This window comes from Streptomyces sp. NPDC048415 (assembly GCF_040651675.1).
Classification (GTDB): domain Bacteria; phylum Actinomycetota; class Actinomycetes; order Streptomycetales; family Streptomycetaceae; genus Streptomyces.
This window is the reverse complement of record NZ_JBEZKJ010000021.1, coordinates 26,341-48,823: the sequence shown is the minus strand read 5'-3', so window position 1 is coordinate 48,823 and position 22,483 is coordinate 26,341. Positions and strand designations below refer to the sequence as shown.

General features: G+C 71.1%; 21 protein-coding genes and 1 tRNA gene. 6 read left to right on the top strand and 16 right to left on the bottom strand.

The window, feature by feature from the left end:
• Positions 1 to 78: 78 nt before the first annotated feature.
• Together AB0D27_RS16590 and leuS are read right to left on the bottom strand one after the other, a co-directional pair.
• Positions 79 to 810, bottom strand: a complete 732-nt coding sequence (locus AB0D27_RS16590; protein ID WP_362508307.1) for a hypothetical protein — start codon at positions 808 to 810, stop codon at positions 79 to 81.
• Between the two features lie 155 nt (positions 811 to 965).
• Positions 966 to 3,848 carry a leucine--tRNA ligase gene (gene leuS, locus AB0D27_RS16585; protein ID WP_362508304.1) on the bottom strand — a complete coding sequence of 961 codons (2,883 nt, stop codon included), beginning with the start codon at positions 3,846 to 3,848 and terminating at the stop codon, positions 966 to 968.
• A gap of 433 nt (positions 3,849 to 4,281) precedes the next feature.
• Here leuS and AB0D27_RS16580 point away from each other — a divergent pair, with 433 nt between their 5' ends.
• Positions 4,282 to 5,592 (top strand): cytochrome b/b6 domain-containing protein, encoded by a 1,311-nt coding sequence (locus tag AB0D27_RS16580; RefSeq protein ID WP_362508301.1) that lies wholly within the window; start codon positions 4,282 to 4,284, stop codon positions 5,590 to 5,592.
• Positions 5,593 to 7,209, top strand: coding sequence for an NADH-ubiquinone oxidoreductase-F iron-sulfur binding region domain-containing protein (locus tag AB0D27_RS16575; RefSeq protein ID WP_362508299.1), 1,617 nt, complete (start codon positions 5,593 to 5,595; stop codon positions 7,207 to 7,209). It begins immediately after the preceding gene.
• Positions 7,210 to 7,258: 49 nt separating this feature from the next.
• On the opposite strand, the gene AB0D27_RS16570 is transcribed toward AB0D27_RS16575, so the two are convergent.
• Positions 7,259 to 7,331, bottom strand: a tRNA-Ala gene (locus tag AB0D27_RS16570).
• Positions 7,332 to 7,469: 138 nt separating this feature from the next.
• Between AB0D27_RS16570 and AB0D27_RS16565 the strand changes: the two genes are divergently transcribed.
• The gene (locus AB0D27_RS16565; RefSeq protein WP_362508296.1) at positions 7,470 to 8,654 is read left to right on the top strand and encodes a glycosyltransferase 87 family protein; all 1,185 of its coding nucleotides are present in this window, start codon (positions 7,470 to 7,472) and stop codon (positions 8,652 to 8,654) included.
• Here the strand turns inward: AB0D27_RS16565 and AB0D27_RS16560 are convergent.
• The 10 genes from AB0D27_RS16560 to AB0D27_RS16515 form a co-directional block, all read right to left on the bottom strand.
• Complete coding sequence (locus AB0D27_RS16560) at positions 8,623 to 8,856, bottom strand: hypothetical protein (RefSeq protein WP_010986886.1); 234 nt, start codon at positions 8,854 to 8,856, stop codon at positions 8,623 to 8,625. The genes AB0D27_RS16565 and AB0D27_RS16560 overlap by 32 nt on opposite strands.
• A 3-nt stretch (positions 8,857 to 8,859) precedes the next feature.
• Complete coding sequence (locus AB0D27_RS16555; protein WP_362508293.1) at positions 8,860 to 9,033, bottom strand: hypothetical protein; 174 nt, start codon at positions 9,031 to 9,033, stop codon at positions 8,860 to 8,862.
• 279 nt (positions 9,034 to 9,312) lie between these two features.
• On the bottom strand, positions 9,313 to 9,594 hold the full coding sequence (locus AB0D27_RS16550; RefSeq protein ID WP_362508291.1) for an acyl-CoA carboxylase epsilon subunit: 282 nt from the start codon (positions 9,592 to 9,594) through the stop codon (positions 9,313 to 9,315).
• Positions 9,591 to 11,135 (bottom strand): acyl-CoA carboxylase subunit beta, encoded by a 1,545-nt coding sequence (locus AB0D27_RS16545; protein ID WP_362508459.1) that lies wholly within the window; start codon positions 11,133 to 11,135, stop codon positions 9,591 to 9,593. Before AB0D27_RS16545 ends, AB0D27_RS16550 begins: the two co-directional genes overlap by 4 nt.
• Before the next feature lie 149 nt (positions 11,136 to 11,284).
• Complete coding sequence (locus AB0D27_RS16540) at positions 11,285 to 11,497, bottom strand: hypothetical protein (protein ID WP_362508289.1); 213 nt, start codon at positions 11,495 to 11,497, stop codon at positions 11,285 to 11,287.
• The gene (locus tag AB0D27_RS16535) at positions 11,494 to 11,976 is read right to left on the bottom strand and encodes a hypothetical protein (protein WP_362508287.1); all 483 of its coding nucleotides are present in this window, start codon (positions 11,974 to 11,976) and stop codon (positions 11,494 to 11,496) included. Before AB0D27_RS16535 ends, AB0D27_RS16540 begins: the two co-directional genes overlap by 4 nt.
• A gap of 707 nt (positions 11,977 to 12,683) precedes the next feature.
• Positions 12,684 to 13,457: an AfsR/SARP family transcriptional regulator gene (locus AB0D27_RS16530; RefSeq protein ID WP_362508285.1), complete on the bottom strand. Its 774-nt coding sequence runs from the start codon at positions 13,455 to 13,457 to the stop codon at positions 12,684 to 12,686.
• 250 nt (positions 13,458 to 13,707) lie between these two features.
• Complete coding sequence (locus tag AB0D27_RS16525) at positions 13,708 to 14,313, bottom strand: response regulator transcription factor (RefSeq protein WP_362508283.1); 606 nt, start codon at positions 14,311 to 14,313, stop codon at positions 13,708 to 13,710.
• A 145-nt stretch (positions 14,314 to 14,458) separates the two neighbouring features.
• Positions 14,459 to 16,639, bottom strand: a complete 2,181-nt coding sequence (locus AB0D27_RS16520) for a TOMM precursor leader peptide-binding protein (RefSeq protein ID WP_362508281.1) — start codon at positions 16,637 to 16,639, stop codon at positions 14,459 to 14,461.
• A gap of 102 nt (positions 16,640 to 16,741) precedes the next feature.
• The gene (locus AB0D27_RS16515) at positions 16,742 to 17,074 is read right to left on the bottom strand and encodes a hypothetical protein (RefSeq protein ID WP_362508278.1); all 333 of its coding nucleotides are present in this window, start codon (positions 17,072 to 17,074) and stop codon (positions 16,742 to 16,744) included.
• A 579-nt stretch (positions 17,075 to 17,653) separates the two neighbouring features.
• On the opposite strand from AB0D27_RS16515, the gene AB0D27_RS16510 reads away from it, so the two are divergent.
• Positions 17,654 to 18,799 carry a histidine kinase gene (locus AB0D27_RS16510; protein WP_362508275.1) on the top strand — a complete coding sequence of 382 codons (1,146 nt, stop codon included), beginning with the start codon at positions 17,654 to 17,656 and terminating at the stop codon, positions 18,797 to 18,799.
• A 464-nt stretch (positions 18,800 to 19,263) separates the two neighbouring features.
• On the opposite strand, the gene AB0D27_RS16505 is transcribed toward AB0D27_RS16510, so the two are convergent.
• A complete protein-coding gene (locus AB0D27_RS16505) occupies positions 19,264 to 19,584 on the bottom strand; it encodes a DUF6059 family protein (RefSeq protein WP_362508272.1) in 321 nt (106 codons plus the stop codon).
• A gap of 192 nt (positions 19,585 to 19,776) precedes the next feature.
• Between AB0D27_RS16505 and AB0D27_RS16500 the strand changes: the two genes are divergently transcribed.
• Both AB0D27_RS16500 and AB0D27_RS16495 read left to right on the top strand, forming a co-directional pair.
• On the top strand, positions 19,777 to 20,511 hold the full coding sequence (locus tag AB0D27_RS16500) for a hypothetical protein (protein WP_362508269.1): 735 nt from the start codon (positions 19,777 to 19,779) through the stop codon (positions 20,509 to 20,511).
• 61 nt (positions 20,512 to 20,572) lie between these two features.
• Positions 20,573 to 21,004 carry a hypothetical protein gene (locus AB0D27_RS16495; RefSeq protein WP_362508266.1) on the top strand — a complete coding sequence of 144 codons (432 nt, stop codon included), beginning with the start codon at positions 20,573 to 20,575 and terminating at the stop codon, positions 21,002 to 21,004.
• Here AB0D27_RS16495 and AB0D27_RS16490 read toward each other — a convergent pair.
• On the bottom strand, positions 20,962 to 21,303 hold the full coding sequence (locus AB0D27_RS16490) for a YrdB family protein (RefSeq protein WP_362508263.1): 342 nt from the start codon (positions 21,301 to 21,303) through the stop codon (positions 20,962 to 20,964). The genes AB0D27_RS16495 and AB0D27_RS16490 overlap by 43 nt on opposite strands.
• Positions 21,304 to 21,424: 121 nt before the next feature.
• The gene (locus AB0D27_RS16485; RefSeq protein ID WP_362508260.1) at positions 21,425 to 22,228 is read right to left on the bottom strand and encodes an AfsR/SARP family transcriptional regulator; all 804 of its coding nucleotides are present in this window, start codon (positions 22,226 to 22,228) and stop codon (positions 21,425 to 21,427) included.
• Positions 22,229 to 22,483: the final 255 nt, after the last annotated feature.

The window sequence follows — 22,483 nt, the reverse complement described above, 5'->3', positions numbered from 1 at the left end:
CAGGACGGGTGGGCGGCAGACCGGCCCCTCCCACCTGCACCTGGAGCGGCCGAATCGCGTCGTGCTCGAGCGGCGGGATCAAGTCGTGCTCTCGGGGCGGGGTTTCTTCTGCCAGGGGTAGGTGGGCCGTCGGCCCGGCGGGGTGATGGCCGAGCGCGTCGGCTCCTCGGCCGTACGGGACTGCGGGCCTTCCGGCCAGGTCTGGCCGCCGGAAGCCGCGCCGTCCGGCGCAGGTGCCTCCGGCCAGGACGCCGCGGGCCTCGGCTCCGTCGTCCAGTGCCTCAGTGCGCCGGCCTCGACGTCTATCTGGGCGCTCAGCGAGTCCAGGTCGTCGTCTGCGAAACGGCGGGCCCGGTCGCGCGCGGCCCAGCGCAGCGAGTCCGCCGACTGTGTGATCCGCTCGGTGCGCCCGCGCAGTCCGGGCAGTCGCGAGGCGAGGGCTTCCCGGTCGGGCTCGGTCTCCAGGCGCTTGAGCTCGTCGTCCAGTTCGCGCCCATGCGCGCTGAGCCGCTCGAAGAGGCCCAGGGACTCCTTCAGGGACTCGTCCTCCGCCACGCCCGCGTGCAACGCGTCCTGGGTGGCCCGCATCGATGTGCGCAGCTTCAGGCGGAGCTGGGCCACCTCGCCCAGCGGGCCCGGCTGGGCGAGGGTCTTGGCGCGCAACGTGGTGTCCTCGACCGTGCGGCGCGCCTGCGAGATCGTGCGGTCCACACCGCGCTTGGCGGCGCCGACCACCTTCACCGTGGCGTACGCGCCGAGCACCACGAACAGCAGGAAGAGCAAGGCGATTACTGCGATCACGGCTTCCACCACGCTCCTCCTCCGGCCGGGCACGACGGCTGCCGCCGCGCTCTTCAACGGTAAACGCAGCGGGCAGATCCGGAGTTCCGAACGAACCCCGAACCTGCCCGTAGGGGACTACCCCGAGTCGGTTCACGTCATCGGTGCCGACCCGGCGCAGACCGTTACGCCGTGACGATGTTCACCAGCTTCGGCGCCCGCACGATCACCTTGCGGATCCCCACGCCGCCCAGTGCCGCGACGACCTTCTCGTCGGCCAGCGCCACCTTCTCCAGCTCCTCGTCGGAGATCGACGGGGAGACCTCCAGGCGCGCCTTGACCTTGCCCTTGATCTGCACGACGCAGGTCACGGCCTCGTCCACGACGTACGCCGGGTCGGCCACGGGGAAGTCCTGGTGGACGACCGAGTCGGTGTGGCCCAGCTTGCGCCACAGCTCCTCGGCGATGTGCGGGGCCAGCGGCGCGACCAGCAGCACCAGGGACTCGGCGACCGTGCGGGAGACCGGGCCGCCCGCCTTGGTCAGGTGGTTGTTCAGCTCGGTGACCTTGGCGATGGCGGTGTTGAACCGCATGCCCTCCAGGTCCTGGCGCACGCCGTCGATCGCCTTGTGCAGGGCACGCAGCGTGTCCTCGTCAGGCTCGGTGTCGACGACGGTGACCTCGCCGGTCACCTCGTCGACGACGTTGCGCCACAGCCGCTGCAGCAGTCGGTACTGGCCCACCACCGCGCGCGTGTCCCACGGCCGGGACACGTCCAGGGGGCCCATCGCCATCTCGTACAGGCGCAGCGTGTCCGCTCCGTACTCGGCGCAGATCTCGTCCGGAGTGACCGCGTTCTTCAGGGACTTGCCCATCTTGCCCAGCAGCCGGGAGACCTTCTCGCCCTGGTAGTAGTACGCGCCGTCGCGCTCCTCCACCTCGGCGGCGGGCACCGCGATGCCACGGCTGTCGCGGTACACGAAGGCCTGGATCATGCCCTGGTTGAACAGCTTGTGGAACGGTTCGGGTGAGGAGATGTGCCCCAGGTCGAACAGCACCTTGGACCAGAAGCGCGCGTACAGCAGGTGCAGTACGGCGTGCTCGGCGCCGCCGACGTACAGGTCGACGCCGCCGTGCGGCTGGCCCTCGCGCGGGCCCATCCAGTACTGCTCGATGGCCGGGTCGACCAGCTTCTGGTCGTTGTGGGGGTCCAGGTAGCGCAGCTCGTACCAGCAGGAACCGGCCCAGTTGGGCATGGTGTTGGTCTCGCGGCGGTACCTCTTGGGGCCGTCACCCAGGTCCAGGGTGACGTTGACCCAGTCCTCGTTGCGGGACAGCGGCGTCTCCGGGGACGTGTTCGCGTCGTCCGGGTCGAAGGTGCGCGGCGAGTAGTCCTCGACCTCGGGCAGCTCCAGGGGCAGCATCGACTCGGGCAGCGGGTGGGCGACGCCGTCCTCGTCGTAGACGATCGGGAAGGGCTCGCCCCAGTAGCGCTGGCGGCTGAACAGCCAGTCGCGCAGCCGGAAGTTGACGGTGCCTTCGCCGATGCCCTTGCGCTCCAGCCACTCCGTGATGCGCGCCTTGGCGTCGACGACGCCCAGACCGTCCAGGGAGACCTCGTCACTGGCGGAGTTGACGATCTTCGCGTCGTACGAGGCGAATGCGTCGTCCCACGTGGAGGCGTCGGTGCCGCGGTCGTCGCTCGGCTCGACGACGCAGCGCATCGGCAGCTCGAAGGCGCGCGCGAACGCGAAGTCGCGGGTGTCGTGCGCCGGAACGGCCATGATCGCGCCGGTGCCGTAGCCCATCAGCACGTAGTCGGCGATGAAGACTGGGACCTGCTCGCCGTTGACCGGATTGGTCGCGAACGAGCCGGTGAAGACGCCGGTCTTGTCCTTGGCCTCGGCCTGGCGCTCGACGTCGGACTTCGAGGCGGCCTGCGCGCGGTAGGCGGCGACGGCCTCGGCGGGGGTCGCGTGACCTCCCGTCCAGACCTCGTGCGTGCCCTCGGGCCAGGCTCCCGGGGTGAACTTCTCGACCAGCGGGTGCTCGGGGGCCAGCACCATGTAGGTGGCCCCGAACAGGGTGTCCTGGCGCGTGGTGAAGACGGTGATCGCTTCGCCGTCGATCGGGAAGTCGACTCGGGCGCCCTCGGAGCGGCCGATCCAGTTGCGCTGCTGCAGCTTGATGGCCTCGGGCCAGTCCAGAGCGTCCAGGTCGTCCAGCAGGCGGTCGGCGTAGGCGGTGATGCGCATGTTCCACTGGCGCAGCTTGGCCTTGAAGACGGGGTAGTTGCCGCGCTCGGAACGGCCGTCGGCGGTGACTTCCTCATTGGCCAGTACGGTGCCCAGTCCGGGACACCAGTTGACGGGCGCGTCGGAGGCGTACGCCAGCCGGTACTCGCTCAGGACGTCGGCGCGCTCGGCGGCGCTCAGCTCGCTCCACGCGCGCGTGGAGCCGTTTACGGCCGGTACCGCGCGCTCACCACTCTCGAACCGGGCGACCAGTTCCGCGATCGGGCGGGCCTTGTCGGCCTCGTCGTCGTACCAGGAGTTGAAGATCTGCAGGAAGATCCACTGGGTCCACTTGTAGTAGTCCGGGTCGATGGTGGCGAACGACCGGCGCTTGTCGTGGCCCAGGCCCAGGCGGCGCAGCTGGGACTTCATGTTGTTGATGGCCGCCTCGGTGGTGATCCGAGGGTGCTGTCCCGTCTGCACGGCGTGCTGCTCGGCGGGCAGGCCGAAGGCGTCGAATCCCAGGGTGTGCAGGACGTTGTGGCCCGTCATGCGCTGGTATCGGGCGGATACATCGGTGGCGATGTAGCCCAGAGGGTGGCCGACGTGCAGGCCCGCACCGGAGGGGTACGGGAACATGTCCATGATGAACTTCTTGGGCTTGGCGACCAGCTCGGGGTCCCCGGCCAGGTCACCGGTCGGGTTCGGCGCCTCGTACGTACCCTCCGCGTCCCAGAAGTCCTGCCAGCGTGCCTCGATCTCAGCGGCCAGGGCGGCCGTGTAGCGGTGCGGCGCGGCCACCTCGGCGGTGGCAGCGGTATTCGTCTCGCTCATGATCCTCAAAGCTCCATCGATCGTCTCTGCCAGCGGCTGCGACATTCAAGAAACGAAAAATCCCCTCGCACAGGAGGGGACGCCGCGCCGATTCCGGCCACGATTTCTTCAGCGGTCGGGACTGATCAGCGCGGCTCGCTAAGCAGAAGGCGTACGGCACGCATGGCGTCAGGGTACCGCAGCCCCCGCGCGCCCCGCGACGAGCTTCCGGGACCGCCCGGCACCCCGTGCCACCTCCCTGCCACCTCCCGACTAGCAAAAGAAGCTGAATAATATTCAAATATTACTTCGCGTAACGGACGCTACAGGACAATGCAAAGACCTCGTGACCCTTTGATAACAACGCAATAACTCAAACCTCGTACCCCTCGGTATGGCTCGACTTAGAGTGCGGCTTCGGGACCGCTTCCCCGAACCGTTGGGAGTACCCCCCATGAACCCTCGTCGCAACAACAGCTCGCTGCCCCGCCCGGGCCGCTCCGCCTACGGGGCGCTCACGGCTGCCGCTTTGTTGCTCATACCCCTGATCGTGCTGGTCGGAGGTGACGGCCTGCGCGACTTCCTCAACTTCGGGGCCGGCGTGCTCTCGCTGGTCGCCCTCACCTGCTCGGTCGTCTGGGGCCTCGTGGCCACCGACCGGCTGTTCCTCAACACGCGCCAGCGGCTGGTCGCCCAGGCCGTACACCGGACGACCGCGGTCTCCTCGGTCGCCTTCCTCCTGCTGCACATCACGGTCAAGCTGGCCCTCGACCACACCACGCTGGTCGCCGCGCTGATCCCCTTCGGACTCGGCGTCACGGGCACCAACGGGCTCATCGGCTTCGGCTCACTGGCCGGCCTGCTCATGATCTTCACGGCCATCACCGGCGCCCTGCGCAGCGCCTTCGCGTCCCCCGCGCCCATCGCGGCACGCTGGCGGGCCGTGCACATGCTGGCCTATCCGGCCTGGTGCTCGGCCCTGGTGCACGGCCTGTACGCGGGGCGCCCCGCGAAGACGTACGTCACCGTCCTGTACTGCCTCTGCCTGGTCGCCGTCATGGGTGCACTGCTGCTGCGCTCGGCCTCCGGCCCCGTCAAGCGCAGGGTCGCCGACCGGATCCTGGCGATCATCGGGGAGAACAACGGCCCCGGCGCCCGCGCGCGCGAGGAGCTGGAGGCATCCCGTGCCGCCGCCGCGGACTCCTCGCTGCCGGGCTTCGCCGCACGCTCGACCAGGCAGTCCCTGGAGGACACCTTCGTACCGCCGCAGCGCACCCAGTCCCCCTCGCCGCTGTACGAAGCCGCGCCCGACACCGCCACCACGGGTCAGATGCCCGGCTTCGCGGCCGCCTACCGGGCCGTGTCCGGCACGCCGGGAGGGGACACCCCGGCCCCCGACCCGACCCAGCGCTTCCAGATGCAGATGCCCCTGGACATGCAGGCCACGGACTCCCTCCCGCGCTACGACAGCGGCAGCACGTCGGGCAGTTGGCCCATCCCCTCTCCGCCGCCCGTCGGCGAGGCGCCCCAATCGGCGTACGACCCTCTCAACGACACCGGATACAACATCCCTGTCTATGACAATTCGGCCGCGAACGCGTACGGCACGAGTGATGTGTACGACACCGGTGAGACGAACCCGGCCTACGGCACGTACAACACCAACGACACGTACGACAGCGGTCCCACGACTGAAGTACTGCCGGGCGCCTTCGACGCTCCTGGCTCCGGTGAATCATGGAACGCCCCTTCCGGAGGCTTTTAAGTGAACGAGGCCCTGCCCGACGTACCGGAAGTCCGCGTGGTCGGACTTCCGCAGCTCACGTCGGGCTTCGACCTGGTTGAACGACTCGATCTCCCGATGCACCTCAAAGTGCACGGGCCGCTCGAACCGATGGGCGGCGAGCAGCTCGCGGGCCTGGCCGAAGCGATCTCCCTGAAGGGCCGCGGCGGCGCGGGTTTCCCCTTCGCCAAGAAACTGCGCTCAGTCGCCGAATCGGCCATCAAGAAGGGCATCCGCCCCGTGGTGGTCGTCAACGGAAGTGAGGACGAACCGGCCTGCCGCAAGGACACGGTGCTCATCAACCGTGCCCCGCACCTGATCCTGGACGGCGCGCTGCTCGCCGCGGAGGCCATGGGCGCGCGCACCCTGGTCATCGGGGTGACACGTGCGTCCACGCAGGCGTCGATGGAAGCCGCGCTGGCCGAGCGCGGGCTGAGCAACCGGCGCGGGTCCCCGCTCCGCGCGCGCGTGCAGCGCAATCCGGTACGGATGGTGACCGGCGCGGCGGCCTCGCTGATCCGGTCCATCGACGGCGGGCCGGCCATCCCGCCCGGCCGCAAGATCAGCGCCTCGCAGATCGGCGTCGGCGGCGCGCCCACCCTGCTGTCCAACGCCGAGACCTTCGCCCAGCTGGCCATCGCCGCGCGCATCGGCCCCGACCGCTACCGCAACACCGGCCTGTACGACGAGCCCGGCACCGTCATGCTCACCGTCTCCGGGGCGGTCGCCCGGCCCATGGTGATCGAGGTACCGACCGGTGTGCCGCTGCGCTACGTGCTCCAGCTCGCCGGTGCCCCGCCCATGCCGCAGGGCGTGCTGACCGGCGGGTACCACGGCAAGTGGCTGGACGCGGCGACGGTCAACGAGGCGATCGTCTCGCGCAATTCCCTGGACGCGGTGGGCGGTGCGCTCGGCGCCGGCGCGATCCTGCCGATCACCCAGCAGACGTGCCCGCTGGGCGAGTCCCTGCGGGTGGCCCAGTGGCTGGCCGAGGAGAGCGCGGGACAGTGTGGTCCCTGCTATCTCGGCCTGCCCGCCGCGGCGCGCGGCCTCGAGGACATCCTCAACGGCGGCGGTCCGGCCGCCCTCGAGGCGGTCAAGCAGGTCGCCAAGGCCGTGAAACGGCGCGGCGCCTGCTCACACCCGGACGGCTCGGCGATGTTCATCGAGTCGACGATCAAGGCGTTCACCGACGACCTCGCCGCGCACGTCCTCGGAAACGGCTGCGGAAGGCCCGTGGAGGGCGTTCTGCCGCTCTTCGAGGGCGGCCAGCTGCCCACGGGCGTCCCGGGCGGCCAGGGGCAGCAGGAGGCGGGTCCCAGCCGCCAGAAGATCTACGTCGACTGGACGCTGTGCCGTGGGCACGGACTGTGCGCGGACATCCTTCCGGAGGTCTTCGAGCTGGGCGCCGACGGCTTCCCGACCGTCGCGCAGGCGCCGGTGCCCCGGTACGCGGAGGCGAAGGCCCTGCGCGCCGTACGCCGCTGCCCGGCGCTCGCCCTGCGCATCGAGGAGGAACGGTCCGCCGCCCCGGCACGCAACAACCTGCCGGTGCTGTCCCAGGGGCGCGGTCGCCGGGCGCTCGGCAGCGGCCGCTGAACACGAAGAAGCGGGCCACCCTGATCGGGTGGCCCGCCTTCAAGAAGTGTGGAGCTAAGGAGAATTGAACTCCTGACCTCCTGCATGCCATGCAGGCGCTCTACCAACTGAGCTATAGCCCCTCGCGGCCACGCGGCGGAGCCGCATATTGACCGTGCCGCCCGGTTCCCCCGGCGGCGACGCCAACATTACACGGTCCCCCGGGTGCACCACCAAATCGTTTCCCTTCTGTACGGATTCGGGGGCTAGTGTCGGCCTTCGTGACCGTGATCGCGCTCCCTCGTGTCCGCAGCCGTGCGCCCGTCGCCCTGGGGGTGTGCCTGCTGTCGTTCGTGGCCTTCTGGTGCGCGCAGCGGGCCGCGCATGTGTCGATGATCGACCTGTCGGTGTACCGGGCGGAGGGCGAGACGGTCCGCGCGGGCGGTGACCTCTACGCGCTGCGTACGACCGAGGCCCATCTGCCCACCACGTACCCGCCGTTCGCGGCACTGCTGTTCACCCCGCTGACGCTGCTGGACACGGCGGCCATGCGCGCCGCGGCGACCGCCGGAAACCTGGCTCTCCTTGTGGCGTTCGTGGCCCTCTCGCTGCGGCTCGTCGGCCACGCGCGCGTGGAGCTCGTCTGGTGGGTCGCGGCGGCGGCCGTGTGGTGCGAGCCGGTGTGGACGACGCTGCGGTACGGGCAGATCAATCTGCTGCTGGCCGTGCTGGTGCTGTGGGATCTGTCACGGCGGCCCGGACGGCTCGGTGCCGGGGTGGGCATCGGGATCGCGGCGGCGATCAAACTGACACCCGCGCTCTTCGCGGTGTTCCTGCTGGTCACCGGTGTCGTGGAGCAGATCAGGCGGGGGTCAGGAGGGCCGTGGCTGCGGCACGCGCGCGGGGCCGCCGTCGCGTTCGCCGGGGCGACGCTGCTGGCGGCGGCCGTCCTGCCGTACGACTCCTCGCGCTTTTGGACACGCATGGTGTTCGACGCGGGCCGGGTCGGGCTCGTGGAGGACACCGCGAACCAGTCGCTGCGTGGTGTCCTGGCCCGGCTGCTGCACACGACGGAACCCGGCGGCCGGTGGGTCGCCGGGGCGGCCCTGGCCGGTGCCGCGGGTCTCGCGGTCGCCGTGGCCGCGGAGCTGCGCGGGCGGCGGGCCTGGGCGACGGTCGCCTGCGCGGTGACGGCCCTGCTGATCAGTCCGGTGTCGTGGTCGCACCACTGGGTGTGGTGCGTCCCGATGGTGCTGGTCCTCGCGGCGGTCGGTCGGGCGGCCGCGCTCTGCACGGCCGCGGTCTTCTGCACATACGCGCTGTGGTGGGTGCCGCATGGGCCGGGCAGGCTCGAACTGCACCAAAACGGCACGGAGTTGACGTTGTCGGCCCTCTACGTAGGAGCCGGTTTCGTCTTCCTGGCCCTCGTCGGGGTCACGCTGTGGCGAACGAGTAGAACCGTTTGAGAGTGCAGTGCTCGTCGAGGAGCCGGCCGTAGATCGGCTCGCCCTCCAGTTCGCGGTACGTCTCGATCGGGTCGCCTTTTATGATCAGCGCCCGCGCGCACTCCTCGCACCAGTACTGGTAGTCGTGGTTGACCGGTTCCATGTCGCGGACGATGGGCGTACCGCTGCCGCACCAATCGCATTTCCGCCTGTGCGCACCCATCGATCAGCTCCAGCTGTGGCCGCAGGCCGTGCACACGTAGGAGATCCCGCCGTTGTCACCGAGGACCTGGGCGACGTGGACCGATCCGCAGGAAGGGCAGTCGAGGAGCGTGGCTTTCTTCCGTGTCAGTGCCACTTCGAGGAGATCGTCGACCTCCTCGAGGATGCTCGCAGGCATCGCTTCTCCCTCCCGTCGGGCCGCGCCCCCTTCCGGCCGTTTGATTCTGCCACGGCCGGAGCAATACGGTCAGCGACGCCTTCGTACCAGTCCGGACACGGCAGCCGGCGTGTCCGGCTCGTACCCGCACGCCAAGAGCGCGTGGCGCCTTAGTAGAGGTATACGCCCCACAGCCCCGAGTGACTCAAATCGCGCCGAGAAGACTCCGCCCACCTCAGGCGACGGGACACGGCGTACGGGCGGCACTTCGCGCGGATCGGCGCGGCCTTTCCTCGCCCGCTACCCCGCCGACCGCCAAGACCCCGCGTCCGCCGCGCCGTCGCTGCGGGACCAGCGCGCTCTGCTCGGCCGGTCGGCCCGCTCCCCGACGGACCGCGCCGGGCCGGGGCCTCGGCGGGGCAGCACCGCGAGGATCACGGCCGTGACGGCGGCGATCTCGTCCGGGGTCGGGTCACCCCTGATGATCAGGACGGGGTTCGGCGGCCGCGCGGGGCCCGACGCGCCCGAGTCCGCGGCGGAGGGAGAGACGGGGAAGGGCGAAAGGCGCTTCGGAGAGGTCATTGCGGCTGGTTCCCATGCTTCCGGGCCGGACCGCCCTGGTGCTTGGCGCGCAGCATGGTCAGCGCGCCGATCAGCACCGAGCGGGTGTCGGCGGGGTCGATGACGTCGTCCACGAGGCCGCGTTCGGCCGCGTAGTAGGGGTGCATCAGTTCCGAGCGGTACTCCTCGACGAGCCGCGCCCGCGTCGCCTCCGGGTCGGAGGCGGCGGCGATCTGCTTGCGGAAGACCACGTTGGCGGCGCCCTCGGCGCCCATGACGGCGATCTCGTTGCTGGGCCAGGCGTACGACAGGTCGCAGCCGATGGAGCGCGAGTCCATCACGATGTACGCGCCGCCGTACGCCTTGCGCAGAATCACCTGCACCCGCGGCACGGTGGCGTTGCAGTACGCGTACAGCAGCTTCGCGCCGTGCCGGATGATCCCGCCGCGCTCCTGGTCGACACCCGGAAGGAAGCCGGGCACGTCGACGAGGGTGACGAGGGGAATGTTGAACGCGTCGCAGAACTGCACGAACCGCGCCGCCTTCTGGGATGCCTCGATGTCGAGCACCCCCGCGAACACCGACGGCTGGTTGCCGACGATGCCCACGCTCCGGCCGCCGAGCCGGGCGAGGGCGCACACCACGTTCGGCGCCCACAGCTCGTGCACCTCCGTGAAGTCGCCATCGTCGACGATCTCGCCGATGACCACGCGGATGTCGTAACTGTGCCGCGGCTCGGCGGGGACCAGGTCGAGCAGTGCCTCGCAGCGCCGGTCCGCCGGGTCGTCGGTGTCCAGTTCCGGCGGCAGTTCGCGGTTGTTGGACGGCAGCAGGGACAGGAGGTAGCGCACCTCGGCCAGGCACGTCTCCTCGTCGTCGTGGACGAACCCGGCGACGCCGGTGCGGGCCCCGTGGACCTCGGCGCCGCCCAGTTCCTCGTGGCTCACCTGCTCGCCGGTGACCGCCCGCACCACGTCCGGGCCGGTGACGAACATCTGCGCGGTGGAGCGCACCATGAACACGAAGTCGGTGAGCGCGGGCGAGTAGGCGGCCCCGCCGGCGCACGGTCCGAGCATGACGCTGATCTGCGGGACCACACCGGAGGAGCGGACGTTGCGTTGGAAGATCCCGCCGTAGCCGGCGAGCGCAGCGATGCCCTCCTGGATGCGGGCGCCCGCCCCGTCGTTGAGGCTGACGAGGGGCGCGCCCGCCGCCTCCGCCAGGTCCATCACCTTGTGGATCTTCGTGGCGTGCGCCTCACCGAGCGCACCGCCGAAGATCCTGAAGTCATGGGCGTACGCGAAGACCTTCCGCCCGTGCACGGTGCCCCAGCCGGTCACCACGCCGTCCGTGTACGGCCGCCGGTCTTCGAGGCCGAACCCGGTCGCCCGGTGCCTGCGCAGCGTCTCGATCTCGGTGAACGTGCCCGCGTCGAAGAGGAGTTCCAGCCGTTCCCGGACGGTGAGTTTGCCGCGCCGGTGCTGCGCCTGGGTCGCGCTCTCTCCGGGCCCGGCGGTGGCGAGCGCCCGCAGCGCGGCCAGCTCGGCGGTCAGCTCCCGCATGCCGGCGGCACGGTCGCCGCTCCCCGCGGCCTGCTTCCCCGGCACCGGTCCGTCGGGCGCGCTCACCGACCTGTCTGGTGCGTTCACCGGTCTTCCCGGCGCGCTCACCGACCCGGGTGCCGTCGCCGGCCTGTCCACCTCGTACACGCTCATACGCCCCCTTCACCTTCCTGTGGATAGTCCTGCGGGTACGACGGGCAGGCCCGCCGGGTGCCCGCGGCGATCTCCTCCAGCGGCTGGACCAGCGCGTCCGGCGACGGCAGCGCCGCGATCTGCGACCTGAGCCGCTGCGCCGCGGCCACGGCCCGGCCGCCGTAGAGCAGTTCGGCCAGCCGCCGCCGCAGGCGCAGCGCGTGGGTCATGTCCGACGCGTCCTGTGCTTCGGCCAGCACGAGACGGTGTCCCGCGCCGATGCGGCGCAGCCGGTCGCCGGACGGCCGGGTGTCGGCGAGCACCAGTTGGGGGCCCCGTGGGCGGCGGCGGTCAGCGTGACATCCGGTCCGCCCTCGTGGACGACTCCCATGCAGGTGGCCGGCACCGGGCCGAGCAACTGCGGCCCGGCGAAACTGACCTGACGTCCGAAGGCCTCGCGGTAGGCGTACCGCTGGGGCTGGGCCACCACCGCGATCAGCTCGGCGTCGAGTCCGAACACCGCGCGGGTCACCTGGCGCACCCGGTGCACGGACCAGGCGTCGGAGGTGCCGGCCATGCCGGGCCGCGGACACACCCGCAGTTGTCCGGGCGGCCGCTCCAGCCAGCGCGGCATCCGGACCTCGGTGACGACTTCGTGGCGTACCGACAGCGCTCCGGCCTCCGCGTCCGTCCGCAGGCCCGGGGGCACGGGTCGACGCACAGTCCGTCGGCAGCGGCCGACTCCTGCGGGCCGGGCGCGGTGGTTCGTTGTCCCAGGGGCGACCAGCGCACGACGCGCCCGTCCGTCCAGCCGCCGGGGTCGTCGCCGGGTTCGGCGCGCACCACACGGTGCGGGTGCCAGCCCGGTTCCGGCACCGCGGTGCCCAGTCCGCCGTACAGCGGGGGCCGCCCGCCCGGAGCGGAGCGGCGATCCGGACCTCGTGCCCGGCGGCGACACACGCCAGCGCTGTCGGCGCCATGGCGTACAGATGCGGCAGGGAGCGCCGCGCGGCGAACAGCACACGCATGATTCCCCCTCGCGTCCGGGGCCCGTGCGCTCCCGCCGCGCACGCCCTCACCGACCAGCACAACGCCGGCCGGTGGAGGCGGATTAGGGGGACGCTGGAGAGCGGGCTCCGGGCGAGCCACACCCGCCGGTCCCCGCGGCGCGGATCACGCACGCGACGCGCGGATCACGCGCGTGCCGCGCGCCCCGGCCCCGCGGCACGGATGGGTCGCGAGCCGCGCCCGCCGACCCCCGCAACGCGGATGCAGCACGAACCACATCCCCCGACCGCCGCAACGCGGAAGCAGCACGAACCGCACCCCCCGACCGCCGCAACGCGGAAGCAGCACCAACCGCGCCCCCCCAACCCCCGCAACACCAACCACACGTACCAGCCGCCGTGCGACGGATCACGCGCGGGCCGCGGTCGCCGCGCGGTCGCGCACCTCGCGCTCCAGGCGGCGCAGGCCGGGGGACGGGAGGAGGCCGAACTGCTCGTCGAGGCGGGCGCGGACGGTCTCGTAGACGGCCAGCGCGCCCATCGGCCGACCGGAGCGCTCCAGTGCCGTCATGAACAGCGCGTGCAGCGCCTCGTCGTGCGGGCGGCGAGTGGTGAGGTCGGCGAGCTCCGACAGCAGCCGCTCGTGGGCGCCCAGCCGCAGCTCCGTGGCGATGCAGCGCTCCAGGACGCCCGCCCGGCTCTGCCCCAGGCGCATCGCCTCCAGACCGAGCACGGCCCCGGCACGCACGCCGCTGAACGCCTCGCCGCTCCACTGGTCCAGCGCCGCACGGAACAGCCGTGCCGCACGGGCGTCGTCGCCCCGCTCGACGGCCGTCTGCGCCTCGGCGCACAGACGGTCGTACACATGCACGTCGACGGCGTCGGGTCCGGCCAGCAGCGCGTAACCGCCGAGCCGGGTGACCAGCACCTCGCGGGCCGCGGCCACGTCGCCCAGGGCCTGGCCGATGAACGTGCGCAGTTGCAGGACGTATGTCTGTACGGTGATGCGGGCCTTCGGCGACGCGGCGTCCCCCCAGACCTCCTCGATGACGGAGGACACGGGCACGACCTGCCCGGCTTGTACGGCCAGGAGGGCGAGGATCTGGCGCGGCTTGCCCGCGCTGGGCGCGATGGGGACACCGTCGATGGCCGCGGAGAAGGGGCCCAGCAGGGCGATCTTCATGGCTGTTCCTCCCTGAACGGTCAGTGCACCGCGGACCCGTGGTCCCCGAACGTGTCGACCGTCGCACGCGGTGCCCCCGCCGGAACAGTGAGCCGAAAACCGATCACCGGTGAATCGACCATGTCCCGGCCGTGAGAAATTCACGGCCGGGAGGAATTCACGGCCGGAACATGAAGCGGCCGGACGTGAAGCGGCCGGACGTGAACGCCCCCTGTCCGGTGGGCGGTTCAGGGCCCACCGGGGCGGGGCGTCACAGCCAGCCCGACGACTGGGCGATGCGGATCGCGTCCACCCGGTTTCGGGCACCCAGCTTGTAGACCACCGTGGTGAGGTAGTTGCGGACGGTGCCCACGGACAGATGCAGCGTGCCCGCGATCTCGCCCACGTCGTCGCCGGACGCGGCCAGCCGCAGGACGTCCACCTCGCGGGGCGTCAGCGGTGACTCGACGTGGTCCAGCGCGGCGAGTGCCAGCTGGGGGTCGAAGACCCGTTCGCCCGCGGCGATGGCGCGGATGGCGTCGGCCAGCCGGTCCGGACCCGCGTCCTTGAGCATGAAACCGCGGACATTGGCGTTCAGGGCCCGGCGCAGATGGTTCGGCCGGCCCAGGCTGGTGAGGATCAGCACCCGGGTGTCGAGGGCCCGCCGGTCCAGCTCCTGCGCGGCCGAAAGACCGTCCAGGACGGGCAGTTCGATGTCCAGGACGGCCACGTCCGGCCGGAGGGCCACCGTCGTGTCCACGATGTCCCCGCCCGACTCGATCTCGGCCACCACCTCGATGTCGGGCTGCATGGAGATCAGCTCGACCAGCGCACGGCGCAGCATGCGCATGTCTTCCGCAATCAGAATCCTGATCACGAGCGCGTGTTCACCCCCTCCGGCCACCCCGTACCCCCAGCACGGTGTTGGCCAGAAACCACAGTACTTGGCGATTTTGATGTCAGGAGGGATCGGGCCGAGCCCAGTTCCGTGAAATTTCCAGTGTTTGAGCACCGAGAGGGAATCAGAGGAACATCGACACCGGATTGAGCTGCTCGTACGGTGTCGGCTCGGGGATACGGCCCAGTGCCACGGGTACGTCGAAAAGGCGGCCGGGGGCGAAGCGGGCCCAGAAGTGCCGCATCCCGGGCACGATCGCCTTGACCACCGGCAGGCCGATGTCTGGCCGGGTCTGGTCGAGGACGAGGAGTTCCATGCCACGCTCCTCGACGGCCGCGCGGACGGCCGTCACGTCGTCCAGGAGGTCGGCCCTCGGCGCGTAGGCGAAGTCGGCGCGGGTGCGCGGCGAGGTCGCCGGGTCCGGCGACAGATACGGGTGGCCGGCCACGGTGGCGGTGCTCCACCAGTGGCGCAGCCGCTCGTCCGAGCAGCCGTAGCCGGTTCCGTCGGGTCCGGCCCCGACCACGGCCGGCATCATCTGGTTCATCTCGGCGAGCGCGCGGCACAGCGCCACGGACGGGTCGAAGTGGGCTCCGAAGCCGAACAGGATGTCCTCGGCGGACCCGTTCGTGCGCCGGGTCAGCGCGGCGAACGCGGGGATGCCGAAGTCGGAGGTGACGTCGAGTGCCCACACCTCGCGGCCCAGCGAAGCGTGCACCGCGCGTATCCGGCCGATCCAGGGCTCGGCGAAGGAGTCGAGGTCCACGCCGGGCTGCCGGGTGCGGTTGTACCACCACAGGGCGACCGCGTCGCGCTCCACCAGCTCCAGGAAGCCCTGGACGACGGCGTCCTCCGGGCTGCTGCCGCCCGCGTTGCCGTTGGAGTCGGCCTGGACGCAGCCGAGGCCGGGGGTGCGGGGCGCGTCGAAGTACAGCAGGGCCGTGGGCAGCAGCCGGTGCTCCCCGCGGGTCAGGGACCATACGGGCGTCCAGTCGACGAGGGCGTCCTCGTCGAAGGGCTCGGCGCCCTGGCGCGGATCGTAGAGCTGGCAGTCGGCGGGGTGCACCGCGCGGTCGGCCACGTCACGCCAACGGGCCCGTACCGTGGGTTCGTCGCCCTGGTGGGTGCCGGAGTGACGTTCCAGCGACTCGCACAACGCGCTGACCCGTGCGTCGAGTTCGGTCATTCCCTTGCCGCCGCTCTCGCTGCGCAGCCGGGACGCCGGCCCGGTCAGCCCGCGCGCGCCCGTCGCGTGGTTGTGCCCCGCCCGGAAGGAGTTGAACTCCGCCGGCCCCCGCACATCACGCTGAACCGCCTTGACCACTCCGGTGATGGGGCTGACCAGGTGCTCGTACGTGCGCAGCGTCCGCTCGGCGGTGACGGCGCGATGCCCGGAACCGGTGCGCTCGGCTTTGGCACGCGGGCGCAGGGTCACCGGTCCGTTCAACTGGCGGGCCACCAGAGTGGGATCGCCGCAGGACGGGCACTGGGGGCGGGCCCGCAGCGCGTGCAACCGGCTGGCGAAGGTGAGGGTTTCGAAGGTCAGCACGCCGTCCTGGCCCGGATAGCGGTGCCCGGCAAGCCACTTCATGCCCTCGGCGACCGCCAGCTGGTGGCCGAGCAGCAGACTCGCGGGCGTCTCCGCCGGCGGGTGCGGCACCCGTCGGCCGAGCCGGGCCCGCAGATGGGCCTCGGCGCCGCGGTGCCCGGCCATCCGGTGGGCCAGGCACTGCCAGCAGGCCGACTCGCCCGGCCGGAACACGGGACCCACCCAAGGGGTGGTGCCGTGCGGCTTGGCCAGCAGCCAGGGCCGGCCCACGGCGCGCTGCCGCGCGTCCAGCTCGCGCAGCGCGGGGTCGAGGTAGTCGTCGCAGACCACCAGGGTCAGGCAGGCGTCGTCGGCGTTGTCGGTCACGGTCAGACCCGAGGCGGCACACGCCCGTGCGGCGGCCCCCGCGTCGGCACCGCCGACCGCGCGGACTCGCACCACGGCGGAGCTCAACGGGCCCGGCACTCCGGCGAGTTCCCAGTAAGCCGCGGCCGCGCCGGCCGCCGGGGCCGACTGCGCGGAGGCGGTCCAGGCCGGGCCCGGTGATCCCGCGCTCTCGCGGGCCTGCGGCTCGAGACGGCTGCTGAGCAGATCGGCCTCGTTGAGCCGGCCGATCGCCAGCGCCACGTCCATGGGCGAACACCGGGGGGCCGCGTCGGCGACCAGGGCCCGGAAGTCTCTGGTGCCGTCCAGCAGCGGCGCGACCACCGCGACCCGGTTGTCGTCGAAGGCGACGATGCCCCGTTCGGACACCACATACGTACCCTCACCCGGCACCACTTCGGCACGTACGTGTCTCTTGAACCCCACTCGCATGCTCTGTCCCCCTGTCATCGCGTGTTGGGTGTGCCGGTTCGCTCAGTGGGCCGCCGCCACCGCTTCGACGCCGGTCGCGGACAGCGTGTCGATGGTCCAGCAGAACGTCAGCAGACAGACGCCGGCCGGGCCGAGGTCCGTGAAGTCCTCGCGGACGACGCCGAGTTCCATGGCCTGGGGCAGTGCGGGAGCCTCGGCGTCCGCCCCGAGGGAGAGGCCGAACTCGCCGAGGACGGCCGAGGGGGCACTCGCGTAGCGGTCGGCGATGGCCGGGTCGAGGAATGCCTGCACCATCAGCTCGGCGAACTTGACCTCGTCCTCCGGGGTGTTGAGCACCGCGGTGAACTCCTGGCCGGCGAACGCGGACTGGTTCATGGTCACTCCCTGGATGTCGTCTGATGCCGTCAGCGGTCATCAGGTGCGTCAGATGTGATGGACGACTGCGATGAACGACGTGCTGTGAGCTGCCGTGCCGTGCGGAATGCGGTGCGGCCTTGCCGACGTACCGATGTGCAGGTGGCGCGAAGTGCACCCTCGCGGAGCGCGGATGGTGCGGATGGCGCCGGGCTGTCCTTGCGATCGGTGGCGCTGAACGCGCTGCGGTGCTGGGCATGAGTTAACGAAATATGGCTGGCTACCAGCCAGTGATCACCTCACGTCTGACGTGTGAATTCCTCACTGTCGGCGCATACCGGATGCAAGTGCGCCTTTATTAAAGGGCGTTCACGGAGAAACCGGTCATGATGCGGGCGGCTTCAATGAGAGCCTGCACATGATGCGCACCTCCGTTATGATTCGGACGCCGATTCGGGGGAATCCAGGACGAGTGGGGGTCCGGTGTCGCAAAAGGCTGAACCGAGACGCAGAGTTCCGCCCAAGCGAACAGTTTCCGCCGAGCCCGATCTGGCGGCCGTCAGTTCCGAGGCGCCCAGCCCAGCCATCGCCTCCGTCCTGGTGGCCGTGGTCTTCCTGGGCTTTCTGGTCATGCAGCTGGTCAACATCCTCGGCTCGACGCCCGGTGGGCCCGAGTTGCTGTTCAGCGCGACCGTTCCACTCCTGCTCGTCACGCTCCAGTACATCCATTCCGCTCCCCGGGCGGCGGACCTGCGCCGCCGGGTGGTGCCGTGGAGCCTGGTGCTCCAGGCGCTGCTGACCTTCACCCCGCTCGTCGCCTTCGGATGGCAGTGGGGCGGCATGGCTGGCTTCCTGGCCGGCTCGCTGCTGCTGTTGCTGCCGCCGGTCGCCGGCTGGGTGACGTTCGGTCTCACCGTGGGCGCCGCCGCCCTGGTCGCGGTGCTGCAGTCGCTGAACTTCGTGGACGTCATGTACATGGGCGTGTCCACCGCGCTCACCGGGCTGATCCTGTTCGCGCTGGCCCGGCTCTCCCGGCTGGCCACGGCGATCCATGAGTCACGCGACGAGCTCGCGCGGATGGCGGTGGCCAGGGAGCGGCTGAGGTTCGCCCGCGATCTGCACGACCTGCTGGGCTACAGCCTGTCGTCGATCACCCTGAAGAACGAGCTCATCCAGCGGCTGATCGAGAACAACCCGCAACGCGCCCGCGAAGAGGTCGCCGAGGTGCTCGTCATCGCGCGCCAGGCGCTGGCCGACGTACGCGAAGTTGCCCGTGGGTACCGGGACATGTCGCTGCTGGTGGAGGCGGAGTCGGCCCGGTCCGTGCTCAAGGCCGCGGGCATCGACGCGCACATCGACGTGTCCGTCACCGGTCTGTCGTCGACCGCCAACACCATCCTGGCGACGGTGCTGCGCGAGGGCGTGACCAACGTACTGCGCCACAGCCAGCCCAAGACGTGCTCGATCACCACCTCCATGGACGACGAGGACGACACCGTCCAGCTCCAGATCGTCAACGACGGCGTGGGCGCGGGCAGCGCGGTGCCCTCGAGCTCCGTGCCCAACGGCACCGGGCTCGGCAATCTCGCCTGCCGGGTCGCCGCGGTGTGCGGCGGGCTGCGCGTGGGTCCCGACGAGGGCGACGAACCGGGCGTCTTCCGCCTCGTCGTCCGGGTCCCGTTACACGCGACCCAGGCCGCGGAGAGCAACTCACCCCGGGAAACCTCGTCACGGCTGACGGTGTGACACGACGATACCCGCGCGGGGCAGACGCCGAGATCTGACGCCACGCCCCTACTGCGGCACCGGCCGCGGAGTCTGACGCTGCGCCATTTTTACGGCACCGGTAGCGGAGCCTGACGGCGCTTCGTACGGCACCGGCCGCGGGGTCTGACGCCGCACCATATTTACGGCACCGGTAGCGGAGCCTGACGGCGCTTCGTACGGCACCGGCCGCGGGGTCTGACGCCGCACGTTCCGTACGCACCGGTCGCAGAGTCTGACGGCGCACGTTTCGTACCGCACCGGTCACAGAGTCTGACGCCGCACGTCTCGTACCGCACCGATCGCGAAGTCCGACGCCGCACTCTTCGTACGGCACCAGCCGCGAGGGTCGACGCCGCGCTCCCCTGCTGCACCGGCCGCGAGGCCCGACACCTTGGCGCCCACGCGCCGTCCGCGACAGGCGTGCGGCGCGCCGTCCGCCCCGCTCAGCGGCGGTTCAGCTCGCGGCGCAGTCTGCGTTCCAGGGGGCTGAGCGGGATGTCCTGGCGCAGCCGCTCGGGGTGACCCGGGGGCGGACACGTGGCCAGCTGTCGGGGCGGTCGTCGCGCGGCGGAGTCGCGGCGGCCGGAGCCGGTCGCCTTCCCGGCGACGTTCCCGGAGCCGCCGTGGTCATTGCGCAGGATCAGCTTCAGCTGCTCGTCGGGCAGCGTCACCCAGATCGCCCCGAACGCGATCAGCGCCCGGTACACGGCCAGTGCCCCGCCCAGCAGTCGGCGGCTAACCCACTCTCCCCTTCTCCTGCCCACTTCTCCCCCTCCGTTCGGTCTCCGCGCCCGTGGCCACGGCCCGTCCGAGCACCGTCTCCCCGCCGGCTCACGTCCGGCTCGAACCCCGCTCGATCCTGCGCCCCGGCGACTTCAGCGGATTTCTAGCGCTTGCGGACAGACTCGTGCCGTTTCCCCGTGGGCCGCCGCGTGCCCCGTGCCGCCGTGAGAGGAGTGACCGATGAGCAGCCCGGTTCCCGGCGTCACGGCGAGGGCCTGATGACCGGGATGACGCGCGGCGACCCGGTGTGGTGGAGCGGCGGTCTCGACCAGAGCCGGCCGCGCCCCCTGGTCGTGGTCGTCACGGGGGCGCTCGGCGGAGGACGGGAGTGCCTGCCACTACTGACCCGACTGGTGCGCCGAGGCCATGCCGTGGTCGCCGCGCGGTTGTCCGGCGTCCTGCGCCACACCGGCCGCCCGGGCCTGCCGCTCTCCCGGCTCATTGACCGCTACACGCGCGTGGCCCTGACGGAGCGCACCAGCGTCATCGGGTTCGACCTCGGCGGACGGCTCGCGCTCGGAGCGGCCCTCGCGGACACCAGGATCCGCGTCGTCCAGCTCGTCGGCGCCCCCGTGGCCCGGTTGTTCGACGAACCGGAACTGCTGCTCTCGCTGCCCGCGCACGCCCTGGACGCCCTGGTACGGGTCACCGGCGCCGACCGCCGCGAGCTACTGCCCAAGGTGCTCGGCGGCTTGGCACTGCGCCCGGAGACGCTCTATCCGCTGAGCGGACTCGTCCGGGTCGGCTACGCCGCCGACGACCCGCTGACCCCGCCGCAGGACCTGGCCCTGCTGAAACTCACCCTGGAGCACTGCGAGTTCCGTGCCTTCGCGGGCGAACGCGGGACGCCACCGGGCGGACGAGCGGTGCGGCTCTGGCTGCTGGAAGGGGTGACGCGCCGGCGCTGACCCGTGTGCGCTCGCGGATCGCCGAGATCGAAGACGGCCTGGACGGCCCGACAGCGAGCAGGTGTACGGCGCCGGCGCCGTGGTGCTGTCCAACCGGGGCGGCTTCGCCCGGCAGCGGTCCACCACCAGCTCCTCCGACTCCTCCCTCGAGCCCATCCACCGGGGCGTCACGGTCTGGACCGACGGCCCGTTCCTGGACGGCAAGCCGGTCGACCCGCGCTCCCGCAAGACCGACTACCCCCTGCAGACCGACTACCCCCTGCAGGAGGAGGGCGCGTACGACCGGGTCATGCAGCAAATGACGAGGCACGCCTCCCCGGTCCTCCAGGAAGCGCTTGACGACGCCGACGCGAAGTTGTCGGACGCCTGCTGGTCAGGAGGGGCGTCGGAGTCGGTTTCCTGCGGACCGTCGCCGTCCTGGAGTTCCTCGACGTGCCCCAGTGGTGACCGTCACTGCTTCCACAGCAGCCGCAGCGCGGCGTTGACGACGTAGACGACGACGAAGGTCGCCGCCCAGCCCTGCTTGCCCGCCGCGGCCAGGGCGGCGGCACCGGCGCCGAACCACAGCACCTCCAGCACGACCCGGCCGCTCCCGTGCACCGCGTGCGAGGCGCGGGGCGAGCCGAACATCGCCCACACCACCATCATGGTGGCCGGCGCACCGACGCCGAGGGGCAGTTTGAGCATCCACTTGTCGCTCGCGGTGAATCCCCACAGCGCGACCGCCGCGTACACCGCGAGTTCCAGCAGGAACATCACCAGCAGGTTGAAGGCCTTGAGGGACGAGAGCATCGCTGGCTCCTGGCGTGAGCATGGGGGCGGGTGCTTCGGGCGTTCTCGCCCCCGCCGCCCCTACCCCCTTCCCGTCCTGCGGAGGGAGGCGGCAGACGGAGAGACCGGGGTCCGCGCGGCGTCAGACTGTCAGTTCGGCGCGGGAGGTGAACCGGTCCAGCTGAGGGTCGGAGACGAGGATCGCGTGCTGGAGCTCCCGCAGCCGCGGGGACGGCTCCACGCCCAACTCCTCGACGAGGCAGTCGCGCAGCGCCGTGAAGGCCTCGAGGGCCTGCCACTGCTGACCGGAGCGGTAGAGCGCGACCATGTACTGGGCGCACAGGCTCTCGTGCATCGGGTGCCGGGCGGCGAGCACCGCGAGTTCGCTGAGCAGCGCGTGGTGCCGGCCCAGGGCCAGATCCGCCTCGATCCGGGACTCGACGGCGACCAGCCGGTTCTCCTCCAGCCGGGTCACCTCCACGCTCAGCCGCATCCCGGTGTACACATCGACCAGGGCACGGCCGCGCCACACGGCGAGGGCCGACCTCAGCAGCCGTGACGCGGTCTCATGGTCTCCGAGATCCAGTGCTCGCCGGCCCGCGGCGGTCATCCGCTCGAAGGCGTAGACGTCCACCTCCTCGGGTGTGATGTCCAGCAGATAGCCGCCGTACCGAGTGGCCAGCACGTCCTTGGCGCTGCGCGGGCCGCTGTCGGGCAGCGCGGCCGCCACGCGCTTGCGCAGCTGCAGGATGTACGTCTGCAGCGTCGTCTGGGCGCTGCGCGGCGGCTTGGTGCCCCACAGCTCCTCCATCAGTGTGGACACGGGGACGACCTGGCCGGCCTGAAGGGCCAGCAGGGCGAGGATCTGACGCGGCTTTCCCGCGGTCGGCAGCAGAGCGACCCCGTTCTCCGTCGCCTCGAAGGACCCCAGGATCTTGATGTCCATGTCGGACTCCTCCCGCATGAGCTGGGTCGCATTGATGTCCTCATGATCGGGGGCGAGCGGGCCCCGGGGGCAGTGCACGGATCATCAACCGGCTGTGAATCCCCACCTGTTCGAAGCGTGAAAAACGCATGCGCCCCAGCGGGCCCCCCAACTGGCGTTGCAGGCCATGGCGAGCGGGGCTCAAGTGCCGCCGATCACACTCGGCGTGCCCGGCGCGACCGTGCCTGCACCCGTCCTCAAGCCCGGCGCGGCCGC

Excerpts from the sequence above, each read along its gene's own strand:
- AB0D27_RS16550 (WP_362508291.1), bottom strand. The coding sequence starts at position 9,594 with ATGACCTCTCCGAAGCGCCTTTCGCCCTTCCCCGTCTCTCCCTCCGCC.
- leuS (WP_362508304.1), bottom strand. The coding sequence starts at position 3,848 with ATGAGCGAGACGAATACCGCTGCCACCGCCGAGGTGGCCGCGCCGCAC.
- AB0D27_RS16580 (WP_362508301.1), top strand. The coding sequence starts at position 4,282 with ATGAACCCTCGTCGCAACAACAGCTCGCTGCCCCGCCCGGGCCGCTCC.
- AB0D27_RS16560 (WP_010986886.1), bottom strand. The coding sequence starts at position 8,856 with ATGGGTGCGCACAGGCGGAAATGCGATTGGTGCGGCAGCGGTACGCCC.
- AB0D27_RS16545 (WP_362508459.1), bottom strand. The coding sequence starts at position 11,135 with ATGCGGGAGCTGACCGCCGAGCTGGCCGCGCTGCGGGCGCTCGCCACC.
- AB0D27_RS16530 (WP_362508285.1), bottom strand. The coding sequence starts at position 13,457 with ATGAAGATCGCCCTGCTGGGCCCCTTCTCCGCGGCCATCGACGGTGTC.
- AB0D27_RS16515 (WP_362508278.1), bottom strand. The coding sequence starts at position 17,074 with ATGAACCAGTCCGCGTTCGCCGGCCAGGAGTTCACCGCGGTGCTCAAC.
- AB0D27_RS16485 (WP_362508260.1), bottom strand. The coding sequence starts at position 22,228 with ATGGACATCAAGATCCTGGGGTCCTTCGAGGCGACGGAGAACGGGGTC.
- AB0D27_RS16555 (WP_362508293.1), bottom strand. The coding sequence starts at position 9,033 with ATGCCTGCGAGCATCCTCGAGGAGGTCGACGATCTCCTCGAAGTGGCA.
- AB0D27_RS16490 (WP_362508263.1), bottom strand. The coding sequence starts at position 21,303 with ATGCTCTCGTCCCTCAAGGCCTTCAACCTGCTGGTGATGTTCCTGCTG.
- AB0D27_RS16540 (WP_362508289.1), bottom strand. The coding sequence starts at position 11,497 with ATGACCCACGCGCTGCGCCTGCGGCGGCGGCTGGCCGAACTGCTCTAC.